This is a genomic window from Brochothrix thermosphacta DSM 20171 = FSL F6-1036, assembly GCF_036884295.1.
In the GTDB taxonomy this organism is placed as follows: Bacteria; Bacillota; Bacilli; order Lactobacillales; family Listeriaceae; genus Brochothrix; species Brochothrix thermosphacta.
The window spans coordinates 794245-819710 of sequence record NZ_CP145608.1 but is presented as its reverse complement, the minus strand read 5'-3'; the positions used below and the strand labels follow the sequence as shown (position 1 = coordinate 819710).

The following is a 25466-nucleotide window of genomic DNA, read 5'->3' as shown; positions in this document are numbered from 1 at the left end:
CCCTTTCTCATAACTTACTTTATCATTGTCAAAATTTCGATACGTGCATCCGCATCATTCGCGTATAAACCACGGGCTGCTGTTGTAATTGTTACTGCTCCTGGTTTTTTTACACCGCGCATCGCCATGCACATATGTTCTGCCTCAACATAAACAAAAACGCCCACAGCTTTCAATTCTGTTTCGATTAAATCAGCAATTGTTTTGGTAATACGTTCTTGTACCTGAGGACGCTTGCTAATATCTTCAACAATACGAGCCAACTTACTCAAACCAACGACATTTCCATCCGCAGGTAGATAAGCAATGCTTACTTTACCATAAAATGGTACCAAGTGATGTTCACATACAGAATGAAACCCAATGTCTTTCACAAGGACCATTTCACTGTATTCTTCTTCAAATACTGTTTCTAAATGTTTTTTAGGATCTTTTTCTAATCCACTAAAAATTTCTTCATACATCCGTGCAACACGCATCGGTGTATCTAATAAGCCTGAACGGTTGGGGTCTTCACCCACAGCCTCTAATATATCTTTCACAGCTAATGCTATTTTCTCTTTATTTACAGTCATAGACGGCTTCTCCACCTTATAAAATACTTCTAATATATCATATCATACACCCTTTTATAAATAAATACAGTCTTTCAGTCTAATGTAATAACCTTGTAAAATTAACGATGAAAAGGCTTTTATAAAATGAAGATTTAAACCCTATAAAAACACCTACTATGCTGTTATTCAACGTAATCAAATTTCTGTTTATTGACACCGATTCCTCAATTTAAACAAAAAAAGAGCACCGCCGAAGCAGTCCTCTTTTTTCACTCTGTAAAATATGTAATTATTTTACAGCATCTTTAAGTGCTTTACCTGGTTTGAATGCAGGTACTTTACTTGCTGGAATTTGGATTTCTTTACCAGTTTGTGGGTTACGGCCTTTACGAGCTGCACGATCACGAACTTCAAAGTTACCAAAGCCAATTAATTGAACTTTGTCACCTTTAGCTAAAGTTTCTTGAATAGAAGCGAAAACCGCTTCTACCGCTTTAGTTGCGTCTTTTTTAGATAATTCTGTTGCTTCTGCAACGCTATTTACTAAATCTGTCTTATTTGCCATTATGTTTTCACCTCCTTGAAAAGGATATTAGAAAAACTTATTTGTTAAAAATTATGAATTTTTATAAATTCTTAATTTCATTAAAAGATTATCACATAAACCTTGTCACTGCAAGTGATTGCACGTTTTTTAAGCGTTTTCAAGTCTTTTAGACTATATTATAACTATATTTAGCTCAATATTCGCTTTTTTTCTGACGTCCCATCAACTCATCAACAGCTACTTGAGGATTTTTACCTTCGTATAAAATCCCATAAATCGCTGTCGTAATTGGCATTGATACCTCGAGTTCTTTCGACCACAAATAAACTGCTTTTGTAGTACGAACACCCTCAACAATCATACCGACAGATTCAAGAACCTCTCCAAGCGTTTCACCTTTTCCAAGTCGATAACCTGTACGCCAATTTCGTGAATGTTGACTTGTACAAGTAACAATTAAGTCACCAATACCTGTCAGACCAGAAAATGTGCCTTCATCAGCTCCAACCGCATCACCGAGACGAATTATTTCTCTCATTCCGCGTGTAATCAAAGCTGCTTTTGCATTATCACCATTACCTAAACCATCAGATATACCCGCACCGAGAGCAATGATGTTTTTTAAAGCCCCACCAATTTCAGTACCGATAATATCATCATGTGTATACACACGCAGGTTTAAATTAGAAAACGCATTCTGAACTGTTTGAGCTGCTACAATATCTGTAGAAGCCGCTGTTAACGTTGTAGGCATACGTCTGCATACTTCTTCTGCATGACTAGGCCCAGATAACGCTACAATCGCTGAAACAAGTGTTGAATCCATTGCCTCAGCAATAATTTCAGAAATACGTTTGTTTGTTTCGGGCTCAATCCCCTTACTTACATGTACGACAATAACTGGCTGCGTTAAGTATTGATTTATTTGCCCAATAACCTCACGAATTGCTTTCGTTGGAACGGCTAAAATAACAATGTTTGCTCCAGACAAAACTTCTTGAATAGATGAAGTCGCTCTCAACCGTTCAGGCAACACTATATCTGGCAAGTACTTATGATTACGATGTTGCTCGTTAATTTCAAGTGCTGCTTCTTCACGGTGTGACCACATCATGACTTCTTCATTGTTATCAGCAAGAACAAGCCCTAAAGCTGTTCCCCAACTTCCTGTACCTAAAAGCGCAATTTTACCCATAATTATCACCTTTCATTCACATGAATTTATTTACGTTGACGTGAAATCAAACGAATTGGTGTTCCCTCAAACGTAAAGACGTCTCGAATACGATTTTCAAGGAAACGTTGATAAGAGAAATGCATTAATTCAGGATTGTTAACAAATACTACAAATGTTGGTGGTTGAATCGCTACCTGTGTTGCATAGTAGATACGTAAACGTTGCCCTTTATCTTGTGGTGCAGGGTTAACTGCAACTGCATCTGTGATGACCTCATTTAACACGCTTGATTGTACACGCATTGAGTGGTTATTGTATACTTCGTTAATAATCGGAAACAGCTTAACTAATCGTTGACGTGTTTTAGCTGATACAAATAAAATCGGAGCATAGTCTAAAAATACAAATTGTTCACGAATATCAGTTGTAAATTTGTCGAGTGTTTTATCATTTTTCTCTAGTGTATCCCATTTATTAACAACAATAATGACACCACGGCCTGCCTCATGAGCATAACCAGCGATTTTCTTATCCTGTTCACGGATACCTTCTTCAGCATTGATAACGACAAGAACAACATCAGAACGTTCAATTGCACGCAATGCACGCAAAATACTATATTTTTCTGTGTTCTCGTATACTTTACCTTTTTTACGCATCCCTGCTGTATCAATCATAACATACTCTTGATCATCAAACGTATGCGGTGTATCAATAGCATCACGTGTTGTACCTGCGATATCAGAAACAATAACACGTTCTTCACCTAACATGGCATTAATCATTGATGATTTACCAACATTAGGACGTCCAATTAAACTAAATTTAATCGTACCTTCCTCATATTCAATTTCCTCTTTTTCAGGGAAGCTTGCAATTGCTTTATCTAATAAATCCCCGATACCTAAACCATGTGAACCTGAAATTGGATACGGTTCACCAAAGCCAAGCGAATAGAAATCATAAATTTCTGAACGCATTTCTGGGTTATCGACTTTATTTACAGCTAAAACAACTGGTTTTTTTGAACGGTATAAAATTTTAGCGACAGTCTCATCTGCATCAGTTACGCCTTCACGTCCATTAACGATAAAGATAATAACGTCTGCTTCTTCGATTGCGATTTCTGCTTGTTGACGAATTTGTTCCAAGAACGGTTCGTCACCAATATCAATACCACCTGTATCAATGACATTAAATTGTTGTGTTAACCATTCACTCGATGAATAAATACGGTCACGTGTTACACCTGCTACGTCTTCAACGATTGAAATACGTTCACCTACGATACGATTGAAAATTGTTGACTTTCCTACATTTGGACGTCCAACAATTGCTATTACTGGTTTTGCCATACGCTCACCTTCTTTTCCTCAATTAATAAAACGCCTCACCTGTACATCACACATCTCTAGCTTAAGCAAACGTGTGATTGAAGACAAGAGAGACGCTTTCCTATCATACGATTAATCTTTTAAATCCATTTCTTTCAACTTATCTGCACCAAGTAAATCGCCTAATGAAAAACCAGTTTCTTCTTCTGGCATTTTATATGATTCAACAACTTCTTTAGTTGCTGTTGATTTTGCTTTTTCTTCAGTTACAGGCGCATCGCTTAAAGCTTTGATTGATAAACCAATACGACGTTCTGCAGTATCAACGCTAAGAACTTTAACAGTCACAGCTTGACCTTCAGATAAAACTTCTTGTGGCGTACCAATACGCTCATGTGCGATTTCAGAAATATGAACCAAGCCATCTACACCTGGTAAAATGTTAATGAAAGCACCGAATGTTGTTAAACGCGCAACTGTTCCTTCAAGAACATCATCAGGAGCTACTTGCTCAGAAATGTTATCCCATGGTTGCGGTAAAGTTGCTTTGATTGAAAGTGCTAAGCGGTTTTTCTCTGTATCAACGCTAAGAACTTTAACCTTCACTTCATCACCAACTGCTACGACTTCGCTCGGGTTGCTTACACGTTTGTTTGCTAATTGTGAAATATGAACAAGTCCATCAACACCGTTAACAGTTACAAACGCTCCAAAATTAGTTAAACGTGCAACTGTTCCTTCAACAACATCGCCTTCGTTAATTGTTGCAAATAATTCTGCTTGTTTAACAGCTTTCTCAGCTTCAACAATCGCACGATGTGATAAAACAACACGGCCTTTTTCTTGAACAAACTCAACGATTTTAACCGCTAATGTTTCGCCTTTATATGCTGAAAAATCTTCAACAAAATGATCTGTTACTAATGAACCTGGAATAAACGCACGAATACCAACGTTAGCAACCAGTCCACCTTTTACAACCTCTGTAATTGTTGCATCAAAGATTGTACCATTTTCAAATTTTTCTTTTAAGTCTGTCCAAACTTCGCCTTCTGCAGCTTTAGTTTTAGATAAAACAATCAAATCATCCTCAACACGAGTAACAACAAGCGTTAACTCATCGCCAACTTTTACTAATGTATGAGCGTCTTCTACAGGCTCAACTGATAATTCAGATGCTGGTAATAAACCATCTTGTTTTGCGTTTGGGATGCTTACATATACTTTTTTATCTTCTACACTTGATACAGTCGCTACAACTGTGTCACCTTTTTTTAATTCTGCAATTTCAAATGAAAACATTTCTTCAGTCATTTCATTCATCCTCTCTCTACCATCTATCTGTTTAATATACAGTTATCCTTATTTTAACACATAACTTGCTAAAAAATAAAATCGTTTTTTTAGTCGTTGATTTTCGCTTGAGCCAATGTGAAAATACGTGTTGAAACATCTTCAATTGACAATGAAGTTGTATCTAACTCAATTGCATCCTCTGCTTTTTTCAAGGGTGCATGTTCACGCGTATAATCCAAGTGATCACGCGCTTCAATTTCTTGTTTTAAAACGTCCAATGGTACATGTTTATAACCTTTGGCTTTATTTTCATTAAAACGACGAATTGCTCGTTCGTCAACTGACGCAAGCAAGAAGATTTTCAACTCTGCGTTCGGTAAAACATTCGTACCGATATCACGCCCATCCATTACCACTCCACCATTTTCAGCAAATGCTAATTGACGTGCTTTCATTTCTTCACGAACAGCTAATACCATCGCAACCTCTGAAACATTGCTAGTAACAGATTCTGAGCGAATAGCATCGCTAACGTCTTCACCATTTAGAAAAACACGTTGCCCGCCATTTTTTTCATCAGGTGAAAATGTAATATTAATTTTCGGCATCAACATTTTCAATTGTGTTTCATTTGATAATTCAATACCTGCTTTCAAAGCAGCATATGTTAATGTACGGTACATCGCTCCCGTATCCAAATAGATATATCCTAAACGATTTGCAACTATCTTAGCAACAGTGCTTTTACCGGCTGCAGCCGGTCCATCAATTGCAATACAAATTCCAGACATTTTCTCACTCTCTTTCCTAGTAAAACTGTTATTTATCCACTCACTATGATACCTATCTTTTACATGATATGCAATAAAATTCCGCCATAAAAAAACAGGTAACAAAAGTAGTTAACCTTTTGCACCTGTTTACTTTTAATTATTTGGTGGAATTGTTAATACTGTTCCGACTGGAATTGAATTTCCTGAAATCCCATTAGCGGAACGAATCAATTGTTGATTATCAGCATTACCAGAACCGTAATGAGTCAACGCAATGTTGTATAATGTGTCGCCCGCTTTGACAGTATATGATTTAGTTTCCTGTTTTTCGCTCTCACTTGAAGCTTTTTCTTCTGACTCAGCCTTTTCTTGGGCAAGTCTTTCTTTTTCAGCCTCTGTTTTAGCTAATTCCTCTGCTTTCGCTTGCGATTCAGATTCAGCTTTAGCTTTCGCATCTGCTTCTTCCTTCACAATTCGTTCAGATTCAGCTTTTTCTTCATCAGCTTTCGCTTGTTTTTCTTTTTCAGCTTTTGCTTTTTTTGCTTCTTCTTTTGCCTTTTCAGAAGAACTTACAGTTTCTTTAGATGCAGCTGACGTGTTTTTTTCGATAACAACACTGCTATCTTCTGAACTTGTATCTGTTACAACATCATTATTATTTTTAGCATTCTCATGAACGTAGGCATATGTAATCAGGCATGCTAATGGAATAATAATAATTGCAATAAGTAACGTACTTAAAAATGGGTATCTAAATATCACATTTTTCTTTCTGTGATGACGTCGACTCGCTCGACTTATCTCACTATCCGTATCTTCTTCTTCTCGTTTAAAATCATCGTTGTTAAATTCAGACATTTCCTTAGCACCTCCAAAACAATATCGCTTTTATAAAATTTATCTATATATATCAGTATAGCGATAAAACCTTTTGACAACAAGAAATATCACTATAAATATTACATTTTCTTTACAAACATTTCCCACAACGTCTTTTTCCAGTCATTTTTAACCACTTTAGTGAAATCATTCGCTACTTTATGATAGATACTTTCGTCTAAGTCACAATTATCACAGCATTGAAATTCTTGATGAATATCCGCTTCGCCAAAAAAACGTAAAAGTCGATCTCGACGACACTGTGTTGTTTGCAACCATTTAAAATAAGCATCAATTTGCTCTTTTTTTAGTGTTTGTCGTGCTTGCACAACTTCCCATATCGCATTCGGATTAAAACCCATTTCTTTGTATGTTTTTAGAAAACGCCACTGTGTATCTGTTACCCAGTTATTTTCCAATGCCTCGCGCGTATAAGATTGTGGATTAAGAATTGTATTATAGTCCGGTAAATCACGAACAGATAATGACTGCGCTAGGTAATAATCACTTTCTTGATGGCAGAGCGAAATGCTTAATGATGGCTTTCCATCTCGACCGGCACGGCCCGCTTCTTGCACAAAACTTTCGATATTTTGCGCGGGATGATAATGGATAACAAATCGAATATCAGGTACATCAATCCCCATACCAAAGGCGCTAGTTGCACAAATAATATCAAGTTGGTGATGCGTAAATTGCTGTTGAATTGCAATACGATCTGCAGGGTCCATTCGACCGTGATAGTATGCCACATCTAGATTAAGGCGTTCGCTCAAAAGCAAACTCATATCTTGGCATTTTTGACGGCTGCTAAAATAAATAATACCCGGGCCTTCTAATTCTTTTACTAACTTTAACAACTCCGTATCCTTATCTTTTCTTTGTTCACATGTAATAACTTTATAAGCAATATTCTCACGATTAACGCTATATATAAATTGTTTCATATTTTTCAAATTCAACACTTTTTGTGTTTCTGCACGCACCGTTTCTGTCGCTGTTGCGGTTAGAACCATCGTTACAGGGTAATTAAGCGTTTCTCTAACAGCACCTAATTGCAAATAATCAGGGCGGAAATCAGGGCCCCACTGTGCGATACAATGTCCTTCATCAATGACAAACAAACCAATTTTTTGTCGTTGAAAAGCTGCCAAAACGTGCTCCTGTTGTATCATTTCAGGCGAAATAAATACGAATTTATAACGTTCTAATTGATTGAGGATTGTTGTTTTTTCGTTAGCATTCAAAAATGAGTTTAATGCAACAACTCTCTTTTCACCGTATACTTTCATCCGCTCTACTTGATCTTGCATCAATGATAACAGTGGTGAAATAATCACAACTAAACCTTCTCTTAAGTAGCCTGCTAATTGAAAACAAACGGTTTTACCTGAGCCTGTCGGTAACATTACAAACGTATCTTCCCCTGCAACAGCAGCCTCAACTACTTCTTTTTGCCCAAGACGGAACTCATCAAATCCTAGATAGGTTTTCAAATCATTTTCAAGCATACTTTCACCTCCCTGATACAAGACATAGTTTTAACGTATCGTAACTTAATTCAGGCATATTCATTCGTGCTTCTTTCAGCGATGTTGCCATTTTTTTATTCGCTTCGTAATATTCACGATTGGCTTTATTTACAAATGCATCTAACGGCATAATTTCTAACCCAATCAATTGGACGTAATGATCCACGATCGTTGATTTTTTCAAACGCCTTTGTTGTTGAATATCTGCTACAGATGTCCCATCCAGTAATAATTGATAGGTGATTTGAGCCGATTCAGTTAATTGTGCTACAGGGCGATCAAGTAACAATTGGGATAAAAGGGGCCAACTTTTGGGATAACGTTCTAATAGGAACATCATTTGCGAGAGTGCTTCAAGCCACTGCATATCATACGTGTTTTTTTCCAAATGATGTTTATTAGCGCTTTGTTCCGCTGTTAAACCAATCGTTTGCCCTCCTGTTAAACGATCCACTACAATTTCAGGTGATACCGTTAAAGAATCAAGTAAACTCGTCAATTCATCATGATAATTTTTCGCCAAAACCTGTTCGTCATCTTTCTCCAAACCTAACCACCAACGTTTACATAAGGCTTGTATTGTTGTATCACGTACAATTGGAAAGTAATGAGCGATTTCATGATAACGATTGGCTGTCATTTGAGTGGCTAACTGTAAACTTAAAGCAAAAACAGGTAACCTTCTATGCCACCGCCAACCATTCACATTTTGGTAGTTTGCTTGTAAAGTGAAATTAGATACCGTTGATAAGCCTAGCGATGACAACGCTAAACGATCTTCTGATTTTAAGATGATGTAACCATCTGTTATTAAATTATCACATGTCATTTTCAGATCAAAAAAGGCTTTATTTTCAAACACACCGAAAAACGGCTGTATACGATAGAGGAATAAATCGACCATGTTTTGGCTAGTTTTAACACCTTGTAAAATATCAGTCACTTGCTTTAATTTTTTCGATCCATTCAACTGTCGAATAAGATCAAGTATTACTCGTTGATAATCATTCACCGCCAAAGCCTCCTCTCTATTCACTATCTATTATAGCGAAGATGAAAGCAAATACCACCGTATTTAACAAACAGACAAAAAAACTAAAACACTAAAAATGTGTTCTAGTTTTTTATGCACTGCTAACGAGACGCTTAATCTTTGACTGCGATAAAAATAGTTATTTCACCGTTAACGTCATAATACTCATAATCCGTTGTATAAAGACGCTTTAAATCAGTCGCCCAAATTTCGCACCACTTTTCATACACGCCCTGTTCCTTCTTTGTATCTACAGCAAACGTTAAATAGTTGTTTTTGCCTAATGTTATGTCAGACAAAAGTATATCAGGTATCGTTGTGCCAATTAATAAATCATAATCACCTTTCTCATCCGATTCGTAATTATGATAGACGGCATAAAGCGGTGCTTTATCACCTCGTTTTGCTACACGTTGCCATAATTCAGCAATTCCGGCAAACGTTTGGTTATTTGTTCTAATTTTTTCGCCATAAACAATTTGTTTTTTCATTTAAATCATCCTCCCTTATATAAGGAGCTTAACAGGATAAAGCTGACAACTGTTTGTCAACTTTCATTCATTTTTTTCACTTCATCTTGATAACTATTCTTAAGCGCTATAGGCGCTATGACTTTTACATTGCTACCAAACATCAGTAAAAACGGCAAAATATTTTTTCGAGAGTCATATTTGAAACGCACATTAATACAAGTGTCACAAAGTGACATCTCTTTTTCTAGAAAGTAATCGTAAAGTTTTCCTAACTGATTTTTTTCAAATTGTAATTCGATTGTGGTTAAATTTGGTGTTTCAACCATCAAATCATCTTTAGATAGATAATCACTTTTAATCGGCAAATGCTCAAATGACCTGATGCGCGTCAATTTGAATAGTCGCTGGGATTTTCTCAACTCACAGTAAGCTGATAAATACCAACTCCCATCCTTTAATAACAGTTCTAGCGGTTGCACAATCCGTTTTGTCGCTGTACCATCTCCAGCGATATAATTAATCTGGATTTTTTCACCAACACTCATTGCCGTTTGAATAGCACTTAACTTATTTTGAACGTCACGTTCGATGCTCCCACGATGTAATGTTGCTTCAGTAAAATTGACCTGAAAGACTGATGTTTGTTCTCCCTCTTGTAAAAGATTAATCTTATACACTAATTCTGTCGCCTTATCTGTCTCAATTAACGTATGCTGTGTATTTAAACTTTGAATCAATATGTTTTTTTCAGCCTCACTAAAAGTAAAACGATTCAAGCGATAATTTTCCATTAGTTGAATACCACCGTTCACACCCAACACTGTAAATAATGGCACTCCACTAGACGATAGCGTATCAATATCACGATAAATTGTGCGTTTACTTACCTGAAAAACCTCAGATAATTGAGCGGCCGTTACTTTTTGATGATTTAATAAATACAATAAAATATTGAATAGGCGTTCAATCCTCATTTAATTAGCTCCTTAAAAAAACCTCTGAAAAACAATTATTTTCAGAGGTTACTTCATTTTATTCAAAACGATCGGGATCTCCTTGAAAAGAGCTCTCCGCCGTTCGTACAGAAGCACTAGGGCAACTCATTTCTGCCTCAATGACATCTTCTTCTATATCAACAGCAACAGCCTGTGTTCCTGTATTATCATCGTGCACAACATAGGCAATGCCTTCATCATCATAATCATACGTTGTTGGTGCGCAAACTGCACACATACCACAAGCAATACACGTTGATTTATCAATGATTGTATATAATGCCATTTTTCACACTTCCTTTAGCGCTGAAGTTGTTGTCTCTCAATCCATTTTTTCAACCGACCAAACATCAACATAAAGAGATAACCAACTAACACCCCTTTGATGAGATTGAACGGCATGATACTCACTACAACCGCCTTAGCAAAAGAGACACCTAAATCAAAGTTAAGTAGTTTTAAATATAACGGTAATAAAATTATATAATTAAACAGCGACATAAACAAGGTCATTGCGAGTGTTCCAGTACCAATACCTACTAACAACCCTCGTTTACTACCTTTAAAGTGACGGTAAATATAGTACATCGGCATTACATATAACATACCTGCAACGAAATTCGCCACTTGTCCAACAGGAAAACCAACTGGGCTACCTGTCGTAATGTAATTAATAATATTTTTGATTAACAATACTAAGGTTCCAGCTAATGGTCCAAAAATAAAAGTACCAATCATCGCAGGAATATCACTGAAATCAATCGTGAGGAAATCAGGAAAAACCGGCAATGGAAACTTAATAAACGTTAACAAATACGATAACGCACTTAACATTGAAACACTAACTAACATTCTTACTTTTGAATTTGACATACAAATTCTCTCCCTTGTTGTTCATCAAGTGAAGAGTTCGCCAAAAATCAACGCATTTAACAAGACTACCTGTTATTGATTGCCACGTATATACCAAAAAATCCCTTAACCTATAAATTTAGGCAAAGGGAAATAAGGACCGCGTATCATTCCTGCGATCACATCTTCTCCCATCCTGACTTTACAGTCGGTTACGGAATTACACCGCATCAACCTCTCGAAAGAAGCTCGTGGACTTTTACCACCGGTCGGGAATTACACCCTGCCCTGAAGATGAACGTTTTATTTTAATACATTATTAGTATAGCACAGACTTTTCTAAATTCAACACTATCTGCTGCTGTTATCGTTGCGAATTTATTCGCTTACGAGAACAGTATGGGACGGAGCACAAGCGAGTACCACTCCTTTGCTAATATCGTAGCGGATTTATCCGCTTTACGAGAGCAGTATGGGTGCTAATATCGTAGCGGATTTATCCGCTTTACGAGAGTAGTATGGGACGGAGCGCAAGCGAGTACCACTCCTTATGTTAAATGCTTTAAGAGTAACACTCCTTGTATTAACATCGTGAGATTAACAATCCTTATGTTAAATGCTTTAAGAATACCACTCCTTTGCTAATATCGTAGCGGATTTATCCGCTTTACGAGAGTAGTATGGGACGGAGCGCAAGCGAGTACCACTCCTTCAAGAAAGCGAGTACCGCTCCTTAAATTAATAACTGTGAGTACCTATCCTCTTACTAATATTCTAAGATTACTGTTCCACCTACTTCATTACAAAAAATTTTCAGCCCATAAAAAAACGTTAGCCCTGAATGAGCTAACGTTTCGCTATATTTTATTGTTCCCATGGACGAGATAAACCTAATTGACTCGCCATTTCTTTTTGTTCTATCATTCGTTTTTTACGTTCGATTGCTCGCGCTTCGCCACCTGCACAAATGAATTTCTGCTCTTCAGTTACAGGTTCAACTGTTGGTACTTCAGTCGGCTTGCCATCTTCACCGATTGCAACAAAAGTCATAAATGCAGTTGCTGCCAACTCACGTTCGCTCGTCATCATATTTTCTTTGACTACTTTAATGAAAATTTCCATTGACGTACGCCCTGTATAACACACATACGATTGTAAACAAACCGAATCATTCAAGTGTATTGGAGCATAAAAACTTACATTATCAGTACTTGCCGTTACACAATTGCGTTGCGAATGACGTGATGCGCTGACAGAAGCGATGTCATCTACCATCGACATCAAATTCCCTCCAAACAATGTATCAAATGCGTTAATATCAAATGGAAACACTCGGCTTGTTTTAGCCGTAAATGATTCCGTACACGTTTTATTCATTTTCATCACTTTATTTCTCTCCCTTATCAATTGTTAATGTGCTTTTTGCTAATAGCGGTAACTCAATTCTAAATGTTGTACCTTCACCATAATTACTCAATACACTGATACGTCCATTATGGGCTTCAATGATACTTTTCACTATCGCTAGCCCAATACCTGTCCCAACTGTTTTATGTCGTTTACGAGCTTTGTCAGCCTTGTAAAAACGATCAAAAACATAAGGCAAGTCTTCTGCAGTAATACCAGGACCGTTATCAATAATATCTAGCACTACAAAATAATCGGTGACATATTGCTTAATTGTTACCTGACCACCATGTTCAAGATCAGATGCGTAACGCAAAGCATTCGATATTAAATTGACGAATACTTGATGCATTCGATCTGCATCAAAGTTATAAACAAAATCTGCTGTTTCAAATTCAGAAATCATCTCCACTTTATGTTCCATTGCAAAGTTTTCATAATTATATAATACTTTTTCTACTAAAGGACGTAGTTCTTGGAAATTTAAGTTAAGGTCAACAAAACCCGATTCCATTCGTGTAACATCCAGCAAATCATTAACAAGTCTCGCGAGTCGATTTGCCTCTTCATTAATGATCGTAGAAAATTCGATAATCTCTTCCTTTGACTCAGCAACACCATCAATGATGGCCTCACTATAACCTGTCATCATTGATAACGGGGTTTTCAACTCATGAGACACATTACTAATAAAATCAATACGCATTTTTATCATACGTTTCAATTCTGTATAGTCTCTTGTGATAACAATAACATTCAATTCGCCACTCTCATCACGTATTAATGTTAAGACGGCAGCGTAAGAGTAGTTATCGATATCTATCTCTACCTCTTGTGTACTTTGAGAAGCTAAGGCTTCTTGGATCGCATCAGCTAATACTGGTGGAATTGCACTCTTATCTAAATTATCAGTAGATGCTTGCCATTTTGATAAGAAAATATCAGCTGGTGGATTTTTTAGCATCATTTTCCCCTCACGTGAAAAACGAATCACACCATCTGCCATCGCACCTAACAAACCACTAAGTTGATCTTTTTCCGCTTCAATCGTTTGGATATTCGCTTTTAAATCGCGTCCCATTCGATTAAAGGAACGACCTAAATCAGCAATTTCATCATTGGATACAATCTGAACCTTAATATCAAAATCCCCAGACGCAATCTGACTTGCGGCATTACGCATTGCTCGAATAGGTGCAGCAATACGGGTGGAGAGAAAGAGTGCAAATACAGTCACAGCAATAATACTCAAAAAGTAAAAGACCGCTACAGTTTGAGACATCGTCACGACTGATTTATAAATGTCTTGGTTGGATTTAAAGACATAAATATCTCCTTTGCTCTTACCATTTGGAGATTCAAACGAGGCGCTACTTACATACAATGAAATTTTTTCGCCACGTTGTTCATCTTGAAGTTCGATTTTTTGAAAGTTTGTTTTATTTGAATTGCCTTTAATTTCTTCGCGTAATTTTTCTAACATCTTTGTACTTAACGCATGTTCATTGGCTGAATGAAATAACTCTTTTTCATCCGGAAAAACAATTAACGCATTCATGTTTTTAGGCAGCATATCCAAAGCCTGAGTTTGAATTGCTTTATTATCGTAATGCTTATCCACCATCTGTACAATTTGTGTGGTTGTTTGCTGGAGTAACTGTTTATTGTCTTTAAGGTTGCTTTGGATGAAAATTTGAATGAGTAGTAATACAATAATTGTAAGACCAATCGTTGAAAGCAAAATGATAGTGACCCACAATTTACCAACAACACTAATAAAAAACTGCTTCATGCCTTGCTCCTTTCTTTTGAAAAGAAAACAAGCCTCGTCCAAATTTCAGAACGAGACGAGCACTTCTTCTACTATAGATTAATCTCTACTTTCAAACTTATAACCAATTCCCCAGACAGTAACAATCATTTTTGATACTTCTTCAGAATGTTTATAAAGTTTTTCACGTAAACGTTTAATATGAGTATCGACCGTTCTTAAATCGCCAAAGTAATCATATTGCCATACTTCTTTCAATAGTTGTTCGCGTTCAAAAACCTTATTAGGGGCTTTTGCTAAGAAAATTAATAAATCATATTCTTTGGGTGTTAAGCTGACCGTATTATTTGCTACAGTCACACGATGTGCGTCATTATCAATATACAATTCATGGTAAACAACAACATCACTATTTTCAGAGCCCATTGTTTGTTGCGGATTTTCATTCACACGGCGTAACAAAGATTTTACACGCAATACTATTTCGCGTGGGCTAAACGGTTTTGCAACATAATCATCTGCGCCAGTATTAAAACCATCAATAACATTTATTTCTTCAGCTTTTGCAGTTAATAAAATGACTGGTGTTTTTTTGACTTGGCGTAATTCTTTAAGCACTTCTAAACCATCTTTTCCAGGCATCATGATATCAAGTAAAATAATATCATAATCATTGTTTAATGCTAAGTCCAAAGCACTTATGCCATTGTCAGCTTGTGTGACGTTATAATTTTCACGTTCTAAGTACATCGCTAATAAGCGTCTAATTCTATCCTCATCGTCAACTACTAAAATATTAATATTATTTTCAACGGTTTCCACAAGAATGCCCCCGATTCAATTTTTTATTTTTTTCCGGTTGTCGCTAAAGCGTACATTTGTTTTACTTCGTGTACAGAAAGTTCACGCCATTCTCCTGGTGCAAGATTTCCCAATACAAGCATACCATATTGTTCACGTTTTAACTTTTGAACAGGGTGACCCACTGCTTCGAACATTTTACGCACTTGATGGTTACGACCTTCATGAATCGTTAACTCAACGATTGCTTTGTCCTTGCCTTTATCACCTGACATAAAATGAGCACGTGCTTTAGCAGTTTTACGGCCATCGATACGAACGCCATCTTGTAATTGCTTAATTGTTTCACGCGTAGGAATACCTTTAACACGCGCAACATATGTTTTTTCAACTTTGTATTTAGGATGCATTAAAATATTGGCGAAATCGCCGTCATTTGTCAATACGATCAAACCAGAAGTATCATAATCCAAACGGCCCACAGGATATACTCGTTCAGGAATCATATCAAAATAATCCGTAACAACTTTACGTTTTTTATCATCTGACGAAGCAGACAATACGCCTCGTGGCTTATAAAGAACAAAGTAACGATGTTCTTCTTTTGATAATGGTACACCGTTAACTTCAACTTTATCCGAACCCGTAACTTTGATACCTTGTTCTCTTACTGTTTTACCATTTACTGTTACACGACCATTAGTGATTAATTCTTCTGCCTTACGTCGTGATGCTATACCAGCATTAGCTATTACTTTTTGTAGTCTTTCCATCTTCAACACGTCCTTTTATTGTTGTATCTTGGAAGGTTTTAAAGAATAGATCCATTTCTTCTTGAATCTTATCGTTTTCCCATTCCTCAGAAACATCGGGTAATCCTTTTAAATTGGCAAGGCCAAAATAATCCAGAAATTCTTTCGTCGTACCATATAACATAGCGCGTCCTACTTTTTCAGAACGGCCTTTTTCTTCAATTAGCCCACGTGTGACTAACGTTCTCACAGGTCCATCAGCATTAACGCCTCGAATTTCTTCAATCTCCATACGAGTGACTGGCTGCTTGTATGCAACAATTGCTAACGTTTCTAATGATGCTTGTGTTAACGCAGAAACATGTGGACTATCTACTAATTTTTGTAGATAATCAGCAAATTTAGCTTTTGTTGTTAGTTGATAACTATTAGCAAGTTCTGTTAATTGTATGCCTGATGTTTCATCTTCCTCATATTTCTTTTGTAGTTTTTCAAGCACTACTAAGAGCACATCACGTTGAATAGACATCACTTCGGACAATTGTTTTAAAGATAAACCTTCGTCGCCCGCAGCAAATAATAAACTTTCTACAATTGCTTGTTCTTTTGCAAAATTCATTATTGTCTCTCCTTTAAAGATACCATTAAACCAGCAAAGCTGCCTTCTTGTTCCACTGTAATAGTTTGTCGTTTCATCAGCTCAAGCAAAGCGAGAAAAGAAACAACCAGCATTGAACGACTATTTTCTTCAAATAACGTTTCGAACATTACAGCTTCTTTATTTCTACTTATTAATTCTATCATATCATTCATTCGTTCTTCTATAGAAATTTCAGAACGCGCAATTGTTGTTTGGAGTGGCTTCGCTAATTTTTTTCGTCTCATCATTTTATGAAAAGCACCTAACAAATCTGCCATTGATACACGTTCCTCTTCCGTTTCAGGTAGGGCAACCTCTTCAATTAATGGCAACGGCGCTTTTGTAAATAGTTGTTGTCGTTCTTTTTCTTTATCCTTTAAATCAACGGCTACTTCTTTAAATTGTTTATACGCTACTAGTTGTTCAACTAACTCTTCACGTGGGTCTTCACCTTCGTAATCTTCAACTAGCAAATCTTCTTCAACTATTTTTTTAGGTAATAGTGTCCGACTCTTAATTGCGAGCAGTGTAGCAGTCATAACGATATAATCACCTGCAATATCCAGTTGTAATTCTTTCATCGTATGGATATATTCCAAATATTGATCCGTAATTTGTGCTACCGGAATATCATAAATATCAATTTCTAACTCTTTAATCAAATGTAACAGCAAATCAAGCGGTCCCTCGAACACTGCCGTCTTAAAGGTCATTTCTGTCACGTTACTCACCTCTTAGTTAAGTGTAAATCATTTTGAATGATATCTTCAAATGTTTCACGTTTTACGACAAGTTGATGTTCACCATGTTCGACAAACACAACAGCTGCTCGCGGTACGCGATTATAGTTACTCGCCATCGAATAACTATAAGCTCCAGTACTGAAAATTGCCAATAAATCATTTGGTTGTGGGTTCGGCAAAGGAATATCCCAAATTAGCATATCACCAGACTCACAATATTTGCCTGCAATTGATACGATCGTATCCGCTTGGTCAGCCATTTTATTTGCAAGCACTGCTGAATATTTTGCATCATATAATGCCGGACGGATATTATCACCCATACCACCATCAACTGCAACATAACGTCTCACATCAGGAACATCTTTCGAAGAACCTACTGTATAAAGTGTTGTCCCCGCTTCACCAACAAGTGAACGACCAGGTTCAATCCAAATCTCTGGCATTGCTAATTGATTGGCACTAATTTTAGCTTGTACCTCAGTAATTATATTCGCAACATAGGTTTCTGGCTCAAGTGGTTGATCTTCATCAGTATAATGAATTCCGAATCCACCACCGAGATTAAGCACTTCTGTTTTATAATTATATTTTTCATTCCAAATAACCATTTGATCGATAATACGGTCGGCTGCAGCAATAAAGCCATCCATTTCAAAAATTTGTGATCCAATATGGCAATGAACCCCTTTTAGGGTAATTGTATCAGTTGCAAGAACACGTTGAATCGCTTCCTCAGTTTGGCCATTCGTTAACCCAAAACCAAATTTAGAATCATCTTGGCCTGTCGTAATAAATTCATGTGTGTGGGCACCTACACCAGGTGTTACACGAAGTAAGGCAACAACTTTTGTACCAATTTCTTTAGCCAAACGGTTAAGCAATTCAATTTCATGAAAATTATCAATCACATAACAACCGACGTTTTGGTCAATTGCATAGCGTAATTCAGCTTCAGTTTTGTTGTTACCATGAAAATGAATACGTTCTGCTGGGAAGCCAGCCTTAACCGCTGTGTATAATTCACCAGCAGAAACAACGTCTAGGGAAAGCCCTTCTTCATTAATCAGTTCATACATGGCAATTGATGAAAAAGCTTTGCTTGCATAAGCAACTTGCGCAGAGACTTTCGCTTTTTCAAATGTTTCTTTAAAACCACGTGCATGTTGACGAATCGCTGCTACGTCATAGATGTAAAGTGGTGTACCGTATTCTTTTGCTAACGTAACTGTGTCCACACCACCAATTTCTAAATGGTTTTGTGTGTTAATTGTACTCGTCCCATGTAATTCCAATCTGAGCCCTCCTTTAGTTCACCTAGATTGATGCAATAATATCTTCCATATATGCTAAGAATTCAGCTTGTACGCGATTACTTACTTCAATAACTTCTGCATGATTTAACGGTTGATCAAGGATACCAGCAGCAAGATTTGTAATACATGAAATTCCTAATACTGGAATTGACATATGTGCCGCCACAATAACTTCAGGGACTGTCGACATTCCGACAGCATCAGCTCCCATACCGCGCATCATATGAATTTCTGAACCTGTTTCATAAGCTGGACCTGTTAAACCAAGATAAACACCTTCACGTACACTATCAATTGAAAGTTTGGTTGCTGATTGACGTGCAATTTCTAACATTTTTTTGTCGAATACAGTTGTCATATCAGGGAATCTTGGTCCAAAACGTTCATCGTTTTTACCGATTAAAGGACTTGTTCCAGTAAAGTTGATTTGGTTTGTTAATAACATTAATGTACCGGGTGTAAATGTTTCATTGATGCCACCTGCTGCATTTGTGATAATCATTTTTTCAACACCGAGTAATTTCATCACACGAACTGGGAAAGTTACTTGTTGCATCGTGTAACCTTCATAAAAATGGAAACGTCCTTGCATTGCAATAACGACTTTACCTTGTAATTCACCAATCACAAGTTGTCCAGCATGACCCTCGACTGTTGATACCGGGAAGTGTGGGATATCTTTATAAGGAATAACCACTGGATTAGCAATTTTGTCCGCTAAGACACCTAAACCTGATCCTAAAATTAAACCTACTGTTGGTAAAGAGCCAATTTTATCTTCGATATATTTTTTTGATTCTAATGCTTGTTCATACATAATTCATTCCCCTTTTCATTAGTTATTGTCAAGCACGCGGATGAAACTGTTGGTAAACATCAGCAAGTCTTGATTTTGTGACATGTGTATATATTTGTGTTGTTGCTATATCTGAATGACCCAACAATTCTTGAACAGAGCGTAAATCCGCACCATTTTCCAACAAATGTGTTGCAAATGAATGCCTTAATGTATGCGGTGTGATTTCTTTTTTTATACCTGCTTGAAGTGTCATTTTTTTCAGATTCTTCCAAAAACCTTGTCGCGTCATAGGACGACCATGAAAATTCAAAAACAATGTATCATTTTTATATTTTTCCCGATAAAGTTGGGAACGTGACAACTCTAAATACTCGTTAATAACGGTTGTCGCAGTTTGACCAAGTGGGATAATCCGTTCCTTATGCCCTTTTCCAATTGTTTGGATAAATCCCATATTGAGATGCAGATCTGATAATTTCAAAGTAATCAATTCAGATACCCGTAATCCAGTAGCATAAAGTAATTCTAACATTGCTGCATCACGTAAGCCGAGTGCTGTTGTTTTATCAGGTGTAGCTAGTAAAGCATCCACTTCATCAACATGTAAAATAGCGGGCAATGTTTGGGCTTGCTTAGGAGTAGCAATTCGTGTCGTTGGATCCGTAGTTGATTTTTGATCAATTAGTAAAAAGTGATGAAAAGAACGAATCGATGCCATATAACGTGCAATCGATCTAGCAGACTTTCCTTCTTCTTTCATTAATCCCATAAATCCAACCACATCTTCACGTGTTATATCTGATAGATCATTGATATGACGTTGCTCTATCAAAAAAGTTAAGTAAGCAGTTAAATCTCTTTGATAGGCTAGAAGGGTATTATCGGACAAACCTTTTTCAATACGAATATAATGAACAAAGTCTTCAATACTGTTTTTCACCAACAACCACTCTCCCTTGATTGAAACGTAATTAATCTAGTTTATTATAGCATAAAAAACGCGATTCCCCTACATGTTACTTGACGCTATGGCTATAGTTAAACGCTCTTTTTCCGACTTTAATTATATTTGATTGCTTTTTTTGCATAAAAAAAACTCAAGGGTTCACCTTAAGTTTTTCAAAGTTTTTTATTTTATTTTTTGGCATTTTTCACAAATACCATGAAAAATTAAACGATGATCCTTTACAAGGAAATTATATTTTGAGGCAACTTTTTCTTCAACATCGCTCAAAAGGTCTTCTTGTATCTCATTTACTTCGCCACACTCCAAGCAAATTAAATGATGATGGAAGTGTTTTACACCCTCTTTACGGATTTCATAACGTGCAACACCATCGCCAAAATTAATTTTATCAAGAATATTCAGTTCCGATAATAAGTCAAGCGTGCGATAGACTGTCGCTAGTCCAGTATCTGGTGCTTTGTCTTTTACCAACAAATAAACTTCTTCTGCGCTAAGGTGCGCTTTTTCATTTTCAATCAAAACTTGTAACGTCGCTTCACGTTGCGGTGTTAGTTTATATTTTTCTCTATGCAGTTGTTTTTTGATACCTTCCATTCTCGTTCCCATTGTATCGCCTCTTACTCTTATTTAATAATAGCACTTTGGATATTCTCAATTAGATTAACATAATCTAAAAATAACACACCTTCCCAAAAATGTCTATTATCTTTATCTAAAGGGTATTCAAAGAGTATTCTGATATTTAAAACACCTTGATTATCAATTAAGTAATACTTACTTAATAATTATTATAATTTAGTTCGAAGTGTTGAATGGCAAATACGGTCTTTGCATCGACAATTTTTTGCGAGCCAATTAATTGTTTCGCTTCATCTAATGAAAGTAAATGCACATTAAGAAATTCATCATCATCTAGCTTCAATGCATTCGAAGCAATTGTAAGCTTCGTTGCTTCATAGATATGAATAACTTCATCAGCAAAACCGGGAGCCGTATATAATGCTGTTAAACGTTGCCACTTTTCGGCACGATAATCTGTTTCTTCTTCTAATTCTCGTTTGGCGGTTACGAGTGGATTTGTTTCGCCATCATCTATTTTGCCAGCCGGAATTTCAAACAATATAGCCCCTATTGGTTTACGGTATTGTTCGACAAACACCATTTTCTTGTCTGTGGTAATCGCCAAAATTGCCACTGCACCAGGATGACGAATGATTTCACGCGTAGCTGTTTCGCCATTTGGAAGTCTCACCGTATCAATTTCTAATGCGATGACATTACCTTTAAATATTTCTGTTGTGCTTTGCGTTTCTTCAGTTAAATTTTTCAATGTATGTCTCCCTCCATTCATTGGAATTATATCATACGTATAGCGGGGGTAAAACTACAACCAACGACTGATACAAGTGCTACTGTAATATGCTAAACTTGTTTTAAGAAGATAAAAGCTATGAGCAACTATTAAGGAGTGAACAGAATGAAAACAATCATCAATGTTATACGCTTTTCCCTACGAACTTGGTACATTTTAACATTTTTCATTATTATGTTAATTGTAAACAGAGGTGAACATATCCTCGCTTCGATTATAATAACGCTACTGATTGGCGGGCTTGCTTACTTTTTCACTAACAAAACAAAAGCAACTCAAACAAACCAAGCACACGGTCTTACAAGGAAAGAAATGCGTTATATCTCAAGCAACCTCACTGAGGCACGTAAAAAAATTATTAAATTACAAAAAGTTGCTTATCGAAACAAAACGATTCCTTGTTTAAAAGGAAAAGATAGTTCAATTAAGATTACTAAACAAATTTATGGTATTGTTAATCAAGACCCTAAACGTTTTTTTACCACAGAGGCATTTTTCTTTTCACATTTAGATTCAATGGTCGAATTGGTAAGCCGTTATGACTTCCTAGTTTCTCAACCATTTAAAGATGAAAAAATGACAAATACTCTTGTAGAAACTGAAAAAATGATTTTAGAAATGGATACCGTGATTCGTGATGATTTATTTGCCCTTCTTAATAAAGATGTGGAAACACTTGACTATGAAGTCGAAGTCGCACGTCACGCTGTAAAGAATAAACAGAACTCAAAATAGAAAGGCGTAGATATTATGACAGAAGAAAAGCAAAGTTCATCAAAAAGTATATCATCTGAATTGGAGAGCCTGATGGCTAATCCTTTTTCAGATACTCCCACTCATCCAGGGATTGCGGTTGAAAATAATAGTGAAGCAAAACCCGCTTCACTTTATGATCAACTTCCACTTGAAAGCAAAAAAATGGCGGATGATTTAGTAGGACAAATCAATGCCCGAAATAGCCAATCTGTTCTTTTATATGGTGCGCCTGCACAGGAGAAACTGCATGACTTTTCACAGTCGATGTTACAACATGTTCAAAGTAAAGATGTAGGGCCTATTGGTGATATTATTACTGATTTAATGCATAAAATTGAAGAAGCAAGCCCAGAAGAGCTTGGCACAAATAGCAATGCCTTTTCTCGCTTCTTCTCCAAAATGAAACGTTCTATTAATGAAATAACTTCAAAATATCAACAAATGGGCACTCAAATTGATCGTATCGCGATTAAGCTGGATCAATCTAAAAAAGTTTTAGTTGAGGATAACCTTTTCTTAGATGAACTTTATGATAAAAATAAAGACTATTTCCAAGCTCTCAATATATACATTGCAGCTGGAGAACAAAAAATAGAAGATATTTTAACTAAAGAACTTCCTACTCTTCAAGCTGAAGCAGAAAAAAGTAATGATCAAATGCTTGTGCAAGATGTGAATGATTTACGTCAATTTGCAACTCGTTTAGAGAAGCGAGTACATGATTTAAAATTGAGTCGTCAAATTACAATTCAGTCTGCACCTCAAATTCGTTTAATACAAAATACTAACCAGGTGTTAGCTGAAAAAATACAATCATCCATCATGACTGCAATCCCATTATGGAAAAATCAAGTAGCGATCGCTTTAACTTTAATGCGCCAGCAACAAGCAGTTAAAGCACAGCAACAAGTTTCCAAAACAACCAATGATTTATTGAAACACAACGCCGAATTATTGAAAACAAACACAATTGAAACTGCCATCGAAAATGAACGTGGCCTTGTTGATATTGAAACGTTAAAAGAAACACAGGGTAAATTGATTGAAACAATCAAAGAAACACTTGCCATTCAGGAAGATGGACGCCAAAAACGTCAATCCGCTGAAAAAGAATTGTTACAAATGGAAACTGAGTTAAAACAACACCTTTTAGAAATGAAATAAAAACGAAAGCTCCTTTAAGCCCGTTCAGAACTGAAGAGATTGGAAAAGAATGATTAGCGATTATTTTTATCGCTATGAATGTCTTTGAAATCTCACAAGTTTTGGCTTGAAGTGCTAGAGAGAAATAAAAACGAAAGCTCCTTGTTAAATGGCTACTAGCTTGGAGAAGAATGAAGAAGACTATCTATGACTGCTTATTTTTTTGAAAGTGAATAAGCCATTGGCTGCTGTAGTTAGAAAAAACTAAAAGCAAAACCAAACGTTCAGCTACAAATAAATTGCTAATATCGTTGCGAATTCATGAGCTTTACGAGAGTAGTATGGGACGGAGCGTAAGCGAGTACCACTCCTTATGTTAATTACTTAAGAGTACCATTCCTTTGTTAGAAAAATTTAAAGCAGAAGCCACGCTTTAAATAAAGCAAAGCACTCTGGCTCAACAACAGATAAATTGAATGAAACACTATTTTGACTTACTTTGTCAAGGTAGTGTTTTTTTAATTTTGCAGGAGTTGTTTGACAGTTGATAGAGACAGTTTAAAAACAAGTCCAAACCGTTCACTCACAACAAAGAAAAAAAGCTCTGACTTAGAGTCAGGGCTTTTCAAGTTTATCCTAGTATTCGTCTTTATTAAAACCATAATCATTTAAATAAAGCTCTTTATTACGCCAATCTTTTTGAACTTTTACCCATAACTCTAAATAAACTTTTGAGCCTAGTAAAATTTCAATATCTTTACGCGCTTTTGTACCAATTTGTTTTAACATTGAACCTTGTTTACCAATGATAATACCTTTTTGTGACGAACGCTCAACCACGATCGTTGCCATAACATGAATTTTTTCGCCATCATTTTCTTGACGAACTTTATCAGTTGTTACAGCCACAGAATGAGGAATTTCTTCACGAGTTAATTCAAGCACTTTCTCACGTACTAATTCAGAGATAATGAAACGTTCTGGGTGATCTGTTACTTGATCTTCACTGTAGTACATTGGTCCCTCTGAAAGTTGTTTCTCAGTGATGCTTAAAAGATTTTGTACATTGTTTCCTTCAAGAGCAGAAATTGGTACAACTTCTGTGAAGTCTAATAATTGACGATACTCATCAATGAAGCCCATCAAATAATCTGGGTGTACTTGATCAATCTTATTAATTACTAGGTAAATTGGTGTTTCGCCAACTACTGATTGCAATTTATCAATGATAAATTCATCCCCAGGCCCCAATTTTTGCATCGCATTTACCATAAAGTAAATTACTTCTACCTCACGTAATGTACTTAAAGCACTCTTAACCATAAAATCACCTAATTTATGCTTAGGCTTATGTATCCCAGGCGTATCGATAAATACCATTTGAGCAGTATCTGTTGTATATACTCCTTGAATTTTATTTCGTGTTGTTTGTGCTTTATCACTCATAATAGCAATTTTTTGCCCTACAATATGATTCATTAACGTTGATTTCCCAACGTTTGGACGACCAATAATCGCCACAAATCCTGATTTAAAACCTTCTTTTGTCAT

At 36.3% G+C, this 25466-nt stretch carries 27 protein-coding genes and 1 riboswitch; of the genes, 2 read left to right on the top strand and 25 right to left on the bottom strand.

Going from position 1 to position 25466, the window contains the following annotated elements:
• Nucleotides 1-14 precede the first annotated feature (14 nt).
• The 24 genes from folE to V6S17_RS04050 form a co-directional block, all read right to left on the bottom strand.
• Nucleotides 15-575: a GTP cyclohydrolase I FolE gene (gene folE, locus V6S17_RS04165; protein ID WP_036027092.1), complete on the bottom strand. Its 561-nt coding sequence runs from the start codon at nucleotides 573-575 to the stop codon at nucleotides 15-17.
• A 271-nt stretch (nucleotides 576-846) separates the two neighbouring features.
• The gene (locus tag V6S17_RS04160) at nucleotides 847-1122 is read right to left on the bottom strand and encodes an HU family DNA-binding protein (RefSeq protein WP_029091195.1); all 276 of its coding nucleotides are present in this window, start codon (nucleotides 1120-1122) and stop codon (nucleotides 847-849) included.
• Between the two features lie 175 nt (nucleotides 1123-1297).
• Nucleotides 1298-2305, bottom strand: a complete 1008-nt coding sequence (locus V6S17_RS04155; protein WP_280512623.1) for an NAD(P)H-dependent glycerol-3-phosphate dehydrogenase — start codon at nucleotides 2303-2305, stop codon at nucleotides 1298-1300.
• A 20-nt stretch (nucleotides 2306-2325) separates the two neighbouring features.
• Nucleotides 2326-3636 (bottom strand): ribosome biogenesis GTPase Der, encoded by a 1311-nt coding sequence (der, locus tag V6S17_RS04150; RefSeq protein ID WP_029091193.1) that lies wholly within the window; start codon nucleotides 3634-3636, stop codon nucleotides 2326-2328.
• A 111-nt stretch (nucleotides 3637-3747) separates the two neighbouring features.
• Nucleotides 3748-4929, bottom strand: a complete 1182-nt coding sequence (gene rpsA / locus V6S17_RS04145) for a 30S ribosomal protein S1 (RefSeq protein WP_029091192.1) — start codon at nucleotides 4927-4929, stop codon at nucleotides 3748-3750.
• Between the two features lie 89 nt (nucleotides 4930-5018).
• Nucleotides 5019-5702, bottom strand: a complete 684-nt coding sequence (gene cmk, locus V6S17_RS04140; RefSeq protein WP_029091191.1) for a (d)CMP kinase — start codon at nucleotides 5700-5702, stop codon at nucleotides 5019-5021.
• Nucleotides 5703-5837: 135 nt separating this feature from the next.
• Nucleotides 5838-6542: a LysM peptidoglycan-binding domain-containing protein gene (locus V6S17_RS04135; RefSeq protein ID WP_029091190.1), complete on the bottom strand. Its 705-nt coding sequence runs from the start codon at nucleotides 6540-6542 to the stop codon at nucleotides 5838-5840.
• Between the two features lie 101 nt (nucleotides 6543-6643).
• Nucleotides 6644-8074, bottom strand: a complete 1431-nt coding sequence (locus V6S17_RS04130; protein WP_029091189.1) for a RecQ family ATP-dependent DNA helicase — start codon at nucleotides 8072-8074, stop codon at nucleotides 6644-6646.
• 4 nt (nucleotides 8075-8078) lie between these two features.
• Complete coding sequence (locus tag V6S17_RS04125) at nucleotides 8079-9107, bottom strand: helix-turn-helix domain-containing protein (protein ID WP_029091188.1); 1029 nt, start codon at nucleotides 9105-9107, stop codon at nucleotides 8079-8081.
• Nucleotides 9108-9241: 134 nt separating this feature from the next.
• Nucleotides 9242-9619 (bottom strand): effector binding domain-containing protein, encoded by a 378-nt coding sequence (locus V6S17_RS04120; protein ID WP_029091187.1) that lies wholly within the window; start codon nucleotides 9617-9619, stop codon nucleotides 9242-9244.
• A gap of 56 nt (nucleotides 9620-9675) precedes the next feature.
• A complete protein-coding gene (locus V6S17_RS04115; RefSeq protein ID WP_029091186.1) occupies nucleotides 9676-10575 on the bottom strand; it encodes a helix-turn-helix transcriptional regulator in 900 nt (299 codons plus the stop codon).
• Nucleotides 10576-10633: 58 nt separating this feature from the next.
• On the bottom strand, nucleotides 10634-10882 hold the full coding sequence (locus V6S17_RS04110; protein WP_029091185.1) for a ferredoxin: 249 nt from the start codon (nucleotides 10880-10882) through the stop codon (nucleotides 10634-10636).
• Nucleotides 10883-10896: 14 nt separating this feature from the next.
• Nucleotides 10897-11469, bottom strand: coding sequence for an ECF transporter S component (locus V6S17_RS04105; protein ID WP_029091184.1), 573 nt, complete (start codon nucleotides 11467-11469; stop codon nucleotides 10897-10899).
• Nucleotides 11470-11627: 158 nt separating this feature from the next.
• Nucleotides 11628-11748: riboswitch (FMN riboswitch) on the bottom strand.
• 564 nt (nucleotides 11749-12312) lie between these two features.
• Nucleotides 12313-12831 carry an acyl-CoA thioesterase gene (locus V6S17_RS04100; protein WP_029091183.1) on the bottom strand — a complete coding sequence of 173 codons (519 nt, stop codon included), beginning with the start codon at nucleotides 12829-12831 and terminating at the stop codon, nucleotides 12313-12315.
• Nucleotides 12832-12835: 4 nt separating this feature from the next.
• Entirely contained in the window at nucleotides 12836-14647 is a 1812-nt protein-coding gene (locus tag V6S17_RS04095; protein ID WP_029091182.1) for a sensor histidine kinase, read from the bottom strand.
• A 78-nt stretch (nucleotides 14648-14725) separates the two neighbouring features.
• Nucleotides 14726-15448 (bottom strand): response regulator transcription factor, encoded by a 723-nt coding sequence (locus V6S17_RS04090; RefSeq protein WP_036027089.1) that lies wholly within the window; start codon nucleotides 15446-15448, stop codon nucleotides 14726-14728.
• 23 nt (nucleotides 15449-15471) lie between these two features.
• Entirely contained in the window at nucleotides 15472-16200 is a 729-nt protein-coding gene (locus tag V6S17_RS04085) for a pseudouridine synthase (protein ID WP_029091180.1), read from the bottom strand.
• Entirely contained in the window at nucleotides 16172-16798 is a 627-nt protein-coding gene (scpB, locus tag V6S17_RS04080; RefSeq protein ID WP_029091179.1) for an SMC-Scp complex subunit ScpB, read from the bottom strand. The genes V6S17_RS04085 and scpB overlap by 29 nt, the downstream gene beginning before the upstream one ends.
• The gene (locus V6S17_RS04075) at nucleotides 16798-17541 is read right to left on the bottom strand and encodes a segregation/condensation protein A (RefSeq protein WP_029091178.1); all 744 of its coding nucleotides are present in this window, start codon (nucleotides 17539-17541) and stop codon (nucleotides 16798-16800) included. Before V6S17_RS04075 ends, scpB begins: the two co-directional genes overlap by 1 nt.
• A gap of 5 nt (nucleotides 17542-17546) precedes the next feature.
• On the bottom strand, nucleotides 17547-18857 hold the full coding sequence (gene lysA / locus V6S17_RS04070; protein WP_029091177.1) for a diaminopimelate decarboxylase: 1311 nt from the start codon (nucleotides 18855-18857) through the stop codon (nucleotides 17547-17549).
• 22 nt (nucleotides 18858-18879) lie between these two features.
• On the bottom strand, nucleotides 18880-19695 hold the full coding sequence (locus V6S17_RS04065) for a purine-nucleoside phosphorylase (protein WP_029091176.1): 816 nt from the start codon (nucleotides 19693-19695) through the stop codon (nucleotides 18880-18882).
• A 28-nt stretch (nucleotides 19696-19723) separates the two neighbouring features.
• Complete coding sequence (gene xerD, locus V6S17_RS04060) at nucleotides 19724-20617, bottom strand: site-specific tyrosine recombinase XerD (RefSeq protein WP_029091175.1); 894 nt, start codon at nucleotides 20615-20617, stop codon at nucleotides 19724-19726.
• Between the two features lie 189 nt (nucleotides 20618-20806).
• Nucleotides 20807-21250 carry a Fur family transcriptional regulator gene (locus tag V6S17_RS04055; protein WP_029091174.1) on the bottom strand — a complete coding sequence of 148 codons (444 nt, stop codon included), beginning with the start codon at nucleotides 21248-21250 and terminating at the stop codon, nucleotides 20807-20809.
• 172 nt (nucleotides 21251-21422) lie between these two features.
• Entirely contained in the window at nucleotides 21423-21974 is a 552-nt protein-coding gene (locus tag V6S17_RS04050) for an NUDIX domain-containing protein (protein WP_029091173.1), read from the bottom strand.
• 147 nt (nucleotides 21975-22121) lie between these two features.
• On the opposite strand from V6S17_RS04050, the gene V6S17_RS04045 reads away from it, so the two are divergent.
• Nucleotides 22122-22751, top strand: coding sequence for a 5-bromo-4-chloroindolyl phosphate hydrolysis family protein (locus V6S17_RS04045; RefSeq protein ID WP_080712886.1), 630 nt, complete (start codon nucleotides 22122-22124; stop codon nucleotides 22749-22751).
• 15 nt (nucleotides 22752-22766) lie between these two features.
• Nucleotides 22767-23936: a toxic anion resistance protein gene (locus tag V6S17_RS04040; RefSeq protein ID WP_029091172.1), complete on the top strand. Its 1170-nt coding sequence runs from the start codon at nucleotides 22767-22769 to the stop codon at nucleotides 23934-23936.
• Between the two features lie 615 nt (nucleotides 23937-24551).
• Here V6S17_RS04040 and era read toward each other — a convergent pair.
• Nucleotides 24552-25466 carry a GTPase Era gene (era, locus tag V6S17_RS04035; RefSeq protein WP_029091171.1) on the bottom strand — a complete coding sequence of 305 codons (915 nt, stop codon included), beginning with the start codon at nucleotides 25464-25466 and terminating at the stop codon, nucleotides 24552-24554.

Coding starts and splice junctions, on each gene's coding strand:
- folE (WP_036027092.1), bottom strand. CDS start 575: ATGACTGTAAATAAAGAGAAAATAGCATTAGCTGTGAAAGATATATTA.
- V6S17_RS04160 (WP_029091195.1), bottom strand. CDS start 1,122: ATGGCAAATAAGACAGATTTAGTAAATAGCGTTGCAGAAGCAACAGAA.
- der (WP_029091193.1), bottom strand. CDS start 3,636: ATGGCAAAACCAGTAATAGCAATTGTTGGACGTCCAAATGTAGGAAAG.
- rpsA (WP_029091192.1), bottom strand. CDS start 4,929: ATGACTGAAGAAATGTTTTCATTTGAAATTGCAGAATTAAAAAAAGGT.
- cmk (WP_029091191.1), bottom strand. CDS start 5,702: ATGTCTGGAATTTGTATTGCAATTGATGGACCGGCTGCAGCCGGTAAA.
- V6S17_RS04135 (WP_029091190.1), bottom strand. CDS start 6,542: ATGTCTGAATTTAACAACGATGATTTTAAACGAGAAGAAGAAGATACG.
- V6S17_RS04130 (WP_029091189.1), bottom strand. CDS start 8,074: ATGCTTGAAAATGATTTGAAAACCTATCTAGGATTTGATGAGTTCCGT.
- V6S17_RS04120 (WP_029091187.1), bottom strand. CDS start 9,619: ATGAAAAAACAAATTGTTTATGGCGAAAAAATTAGAACAAATAACCAA.
- V6S17_RS04115 (WP_029091186.1), bottom strand. CDS start 10,575: ATGAGGATTGAACGCCTATTCAATATTTTATTGTATTTATTAAATCAT.
- V6S17_RS04110 (WP_029091185.1), bottom strand. CDS start 10,882: ATGGCATTATATACAATCATTGATAAATCAACGTGTATTGCTTGTGGT.
- V6S17_RS04105 (WP_029091184.1), bottom strand. CDS start 11,469: ATGTCAAATTCAAAAGTAAGAATGTTAGTTAGTGTTTCAATGTTAAGT.
- V6S17_RS04100 (WP_029091183.1), bottom strand. CDS start 12,831: ATGAAAATGAATAAAACGTGTACGGAATCATTTACGGCTAAAACAAGC.
- V6S17_RS04095 (WP_029091182.1), bottom strand. CDS start 14,647: ATGAAGCAGTTTTTTATTAGTGTTGTTGGTAAATTGTGGGTCACTATC.
- V6S17_RS04085 (WP_029091180.1), bottom strand. CDS start 16,200: ATGGAAAGACTACAAAAAGTAATAGCTAATGCTGGTATAGCATCACGA.
- scpB (WP_029091179.1), bottom strand. CDS start 16,798: ATGAATTTTGCAAAAGAACAAGCAATTGTAGAAAGTTTATTATTTGCT.
- V6S17_RS04065 (WP_029091176.1), bottom strand. CDS start 19,695: ATGTATGAACAAGCATTAGAATCAAAAAAATATATCGAAGATAAAATT.
- V6S17_RS04055 (WP_029091174.1), bottom strand. CDS start 21,250: ATGGGAACGAGAATGGAAGGTATCAAAAAACAACTGCATAGAGAAAAA.
- V6S17_RS04045 (WP_080712886.1), top strand. CDS start 22,122: ATGAAAACAATCATCAATGTTATACGCTTTTCCCTACGAACTTGGTAC.
- V6S17_RS04040 (WP_029091172.1), top strand. CDS start 22,767: ATGACAGAAGAAAAGCAAAGTTCATCAAAAAGTATATCATCTGAATTG.
- era (WP_029091171.1), bottom strand. CDS start 25,466: ATGACAAAAGAAGGTTTTAAATCAGGATTTGTGGCGATTATTGGTCGT.